Raw genomic sequence first — 3,916 nt, 5'->3', positions numbered from 1 at the left:
GCGACCTCGCCACCGTCTCCGATGGGCGCTCTCCAAAAAGGGCTTTGTATTCCGAGGCAAAACGACCGAATTCAGTAACGCCGTGTTCGCTCATGATGTTTGTGACTTTACTTGACGGCACACATTTTCCGCGGAGTGCACGGCGGACCTTGTTGAGTTGACGTAGCTTAAGATAGCTTGCCGGCCCGACGCCCAGCTGCTGCCGGAACGTCCTCAACAGCGTCCGGCTTGTTACGTCAGCAGCGAGGGCCAGGTCAGCAACCTGAAGCCCTCCCCATTTCTGACCACGGGCATACTTCAAAGCTTTTGCCACGGTGTCGCTGGACAATCGGGACTTCTCCGTTGGGAGACACATTTCGTTGTCCGAGCCCGCAATTGCACCGATCAATGCGTTTAACAACCGATCAATACCAAATCCGTGGAGCGTCGGCGCTTGCTCCTTGCGCACGAGGGTCGCTGTGCTCGCTGTTGCCGCAGTCAAGCAATTGAGAAATTGTTTCGGGGACGAAATGGCGCGCTTCTCTTTCTCGAGCCATGTAAGATCGCTTCTTCCGGTCCTGATAACAAATGTTTCAAAGAGCCCAACAGGCATCGAAATCGACATCCAACGATGGATGCCGCACGACGCGAACGTAAACTCGCTCCGAGGCGGAAGCACCACGAAGTCGTGAGGCTGAAGGATTTGACCATCAAAAATCAGGCGATCAGCAATTTTCTCATCCTGAAAGATAAAGCTCAAAGCATCTGGACACGAAATGCCGTGCAAGATCTTGGAGCCACCCTCCAGGCCAAACTGCAAGACGATCGAGCCCAATTTGCAATGATCGACCGACCAGGGAGCTTGACTGGCACTAGTCAGCAGGAAATTCCCCGTCGCTCCAACAACCATGTCGGAATATTCGTCAAAGCTAAGGCTGTGTGATGCTACGTCGCTAGCAGCCGCCAACGGAAGAGTCCTCCCACCCGGTTTCCTGCGGGCTCCTTCGCTGTCTGCGCAGGCGCAAAGGTCGATCTGTGGGCGCCGATTGTTCCGCCAAGCCGAGTATTGCCGCGAGGATCAGCGCTCCGCCCGTTGCTCACCATCTTCCCTTCCGATTGTGCTTGAGAGCCCGTGAGTCACGCTCGGACTCGCGTCGGCCAACGACGCCAGTACGAGTTCGGACGCTCAAGCAACCTTCAGGGCCGCATGACTGGTCCAGATGCCATCAAACACGCTTGATAGCAGGCGGCTGCCAGGTGCCGTTGCCGGGCGGCAGAATCGAAGGTGCCGTGGGCCTCGGCCAGTACAGGCGCATCACGAGATAGATTTTGTCAGCCGGCGCCGGAAGCCAATTTGCTTCCTTGTCCGCGCCGGGGCTGTCTTTTTGAATGTACAGCGTCAGAGAACCGTCTGCGTCCGTTTTCATCGCCGGCAACATCGGAGAGTTGATGAGGTAGCGATTGATCGGGTTCTTGACCAGGAGTTGGCTCTTGCCGTCATACATCGTCACCGACCAGAAGGAGTTCACCGGCGGCAGTTGTCCCGCCGGGAAGGTCAGTGTGTAATTGTGCTTGCTGCCGTCAAGCGTCTGGCCGTCGCTGTCAACCCGCGTGAACGGATAGGTCGCTTCCGCCGGGTCATTGCCATAAATGCCGGCCTGAGCGGCGACGGCACGCTTCAACCAGTCGCCATTGTAGTGGGCGCTATCTCCTGGGAGACCGCTAACCCGCCAGCCATTGATCGCCTTGCCTGCATTGGCGACGGCCTCGTCGACCTTTCGCTGGCCCTCCTTCATGCCGAGGCCGAGCTCCAGCTTATGCTCCATTGGCAGGTCCTTGAAGTTGAAGCTCTTCCCAGGACCAACGCCGATGCGCGCCAGCTTGACGCGTATCTCCTTCTCATTACCCTGCGCCGGCGCGAATTGCAGAGCGAAGTCGAGATAATCGAAGAAGTTGGTCTTCACGAGTTCCTTGTCGATCTTGGGAAATTCGATGGTTGGCGCGGCCGCTGGCGGCGTCTGCTTCAGATAGGCCGAGAGCATCTGCACCTTGTAGCCAGCCTGCACCTTCTTGACGTTGTCGAGATCATCCGGGCCAAAGAGCTGGGTGCGATAGCCCGCGAGGGCAAACTTTGTGCTCGAGCGAAACACCTGCTTGATGCCCGCCGGGGTATCACCCTTCCAGTCAGGCCCGACCACCATGTAGTCGCCTGCATCGCTCCCTGTGGCTCGGGTACCGATATAGCCGTAATTGTAGGTGTTGCCGTCACAGAGCATGACCGAGTAGTAGCGCTTCGGGTCGATCGCCGGCACCGAGAGCACCACCGGCTCCGCCCGCAAATCCAGCCAGACGAAGGAATAAGGCGTGTCGCTGTTCGGCGTGACGATTGCCGTGTCCTTGTAGGTGTAAACGTTGGGCTCGTTCTTGATTTGGTTGAACGGCGCTTTGAACTGCCCTGAATTCCGATCTACCGCGTACTCGTACATGATGGCATAGTTCATCACGATCGGCAGACCGTAGATGAAGCCTTCCTCGGCGATGTCCTTGGCCTCCAACAGCCTGGGCCAATCGGCCTTGTTCTGCGCAACTGCCGGGCTGTACTTCGCCGTCATGGCGGCGAGCGCGGCGATCGCCGCGGTAGAGCGAAGTAACTCTCGCTTCGTCAACATTTTCCGGTGCTCCTTTGCTGTTCGATTGAGTTTTCGAAACTATCCGCAGTCGATGTCAGGAAATCCATTGCGGTTTAATGGTGATGTACCGACCAACATATTGGCCGCGGCCTCGGTCTTGCGCAGCAGCCGGCAGTCACGCCTGCGACCGGCACATTCGCGCTTGCGATCGACGCGCTAGCGAAGAACCTGCAAGATTGCAGTATACTCATGATAGCGACGCCCCGCCTGCGCTTGCCATCAGGTCATTTCGAATTGTCGCGCGGATCCCTAGTAGCAAGGCGGATAGGGATAATAGCCACAGCGCGGCGGGTAGTAATAAGGATAGGCAGCCACAGCAGCCGCTCCGACAGCCGCGGCCCCAGCAACAGCAGCGCCGCGATAGTAAGCGCCGCGCCAGGCCGTTCTGCGGGCGACACCAGCAAACGACAGCGGCGTCAGCGGCCGGCCAATGATGTCGATGAAGATCGATGCCGGCCCATCCGCTCCTGCCAGATCACCTTCGAGCACATCGACGTCGAAAGTCAGCTTGTCGCCTTCGAGCTTCGGCGACTTCAGCACAACCACCGCGTCGAAGACAGCCGATCCGTCCTTCTTGAATCCGGACACCGTAGCGTTCGGCGGATCCTTTGCGAAATTGTCGCTGCCGTTGCCCCAATCCTCGACGATCCGCGCCGTCAGATCATGTCCGGCAGCCCGCACGGGGCGATCCGCAAATACGATGGCACTCGGAGAAACTCCGGCGAGAACGAGCTTTCCGTCCTTCAGGCTGGCGCCCTTGGAGTTGAGAACAAACAACGACGGAACGACCTCGGGCTTCGACTGTCCGATGGATTTCTCCAACGGCATGTGCGGCTTCGGCTCGGCTGCCGATTGAGCGGAAAGGAACGTCGGCACACACGCCATGCCAGCAGCGGCAATGGCGAGAAGAGCGGCACGCTGTATCGTCATTGGTTCACCTTTCTATATCCTGTCGGCACGGCGGCAGGCCGAAGTCGTGCCCTCAAACGGGGCCCCTCGGCTGCCGGATCCCTGTGTCCCGTGTCATGCTCTCCGCCCCAACTCAGACCATCGTTGCCGGCATCCGGTGAGCACCGGGAAGTGGTTTTCACGCCGCTATTTCGCGGCAACCGGGGACGATATCTTGCCATTTCACGCCAATGGCTGCGGCCCTCGCTAATTCTTGCTGCCGGATCGCTATCGAATTCTTACAGATAAGCCGCATAGGACCGGACCCAGAGCACGATACGGGCGATGAGCCCGATGGG

Annotated in this window: 3 protein-coding genes; all 3 read right to left on the bottom strand. The window is 58.6% G+C overall.

Annotated elements, in window-relative coordinates:
* Nucleotides 1-946, bottom strand: a 946-nt coding sequence (locus ABIB95_RS47225; RefSeq protein WP_354249220.1) for a helix-turn-helix domain-containing protein, incomplete at its 3' end; no start/stop codon positions are given.
* 259 nt (nucleotides 947-1,205) lie between these two features.
* Nucleotides 1,206-2,648, bottom strand: a complete 1,443-nt coding sequence (locus ABIB95_RS47220; RefSeq protein ID WP_354121974.1) for a DUF1254 domain-containing protein — start codon at nucleotides 2,646-2,648, stop codon at nucleotides 1,206-1,208.
* 270 nt (nucleotides 2,649-2,918) lie between these two features.
* Complete coding sequence (locus tag ABIB95_RS47215; protein ID WP_354121975.1) at nucleotides 2,919-3,599, bottom strand: hypothetical protein; 681 nt, start codon at nucleotides 3,597-3,599, stop codon at nucleotides 2,919-2,921.
* Nucleotides 3,600-3,916 lie beyond the last annotated feature (317 nt).

The organism is Bradyrhizobium sp. LA2.1 (assembly GCF_040547725.1).
Classification (GTDB): Bacteria; Pseudomonadota; Alphaproteobacteria; order Rhizobiales; family Xanthobacteraceae; genus Bradyrhizobium; species Bradyrhizobium barranii.
Note: the sequence above shows the minus strand (reverse complement) of the source record. Positions and strands in the feature narration are given on the sequence as shown.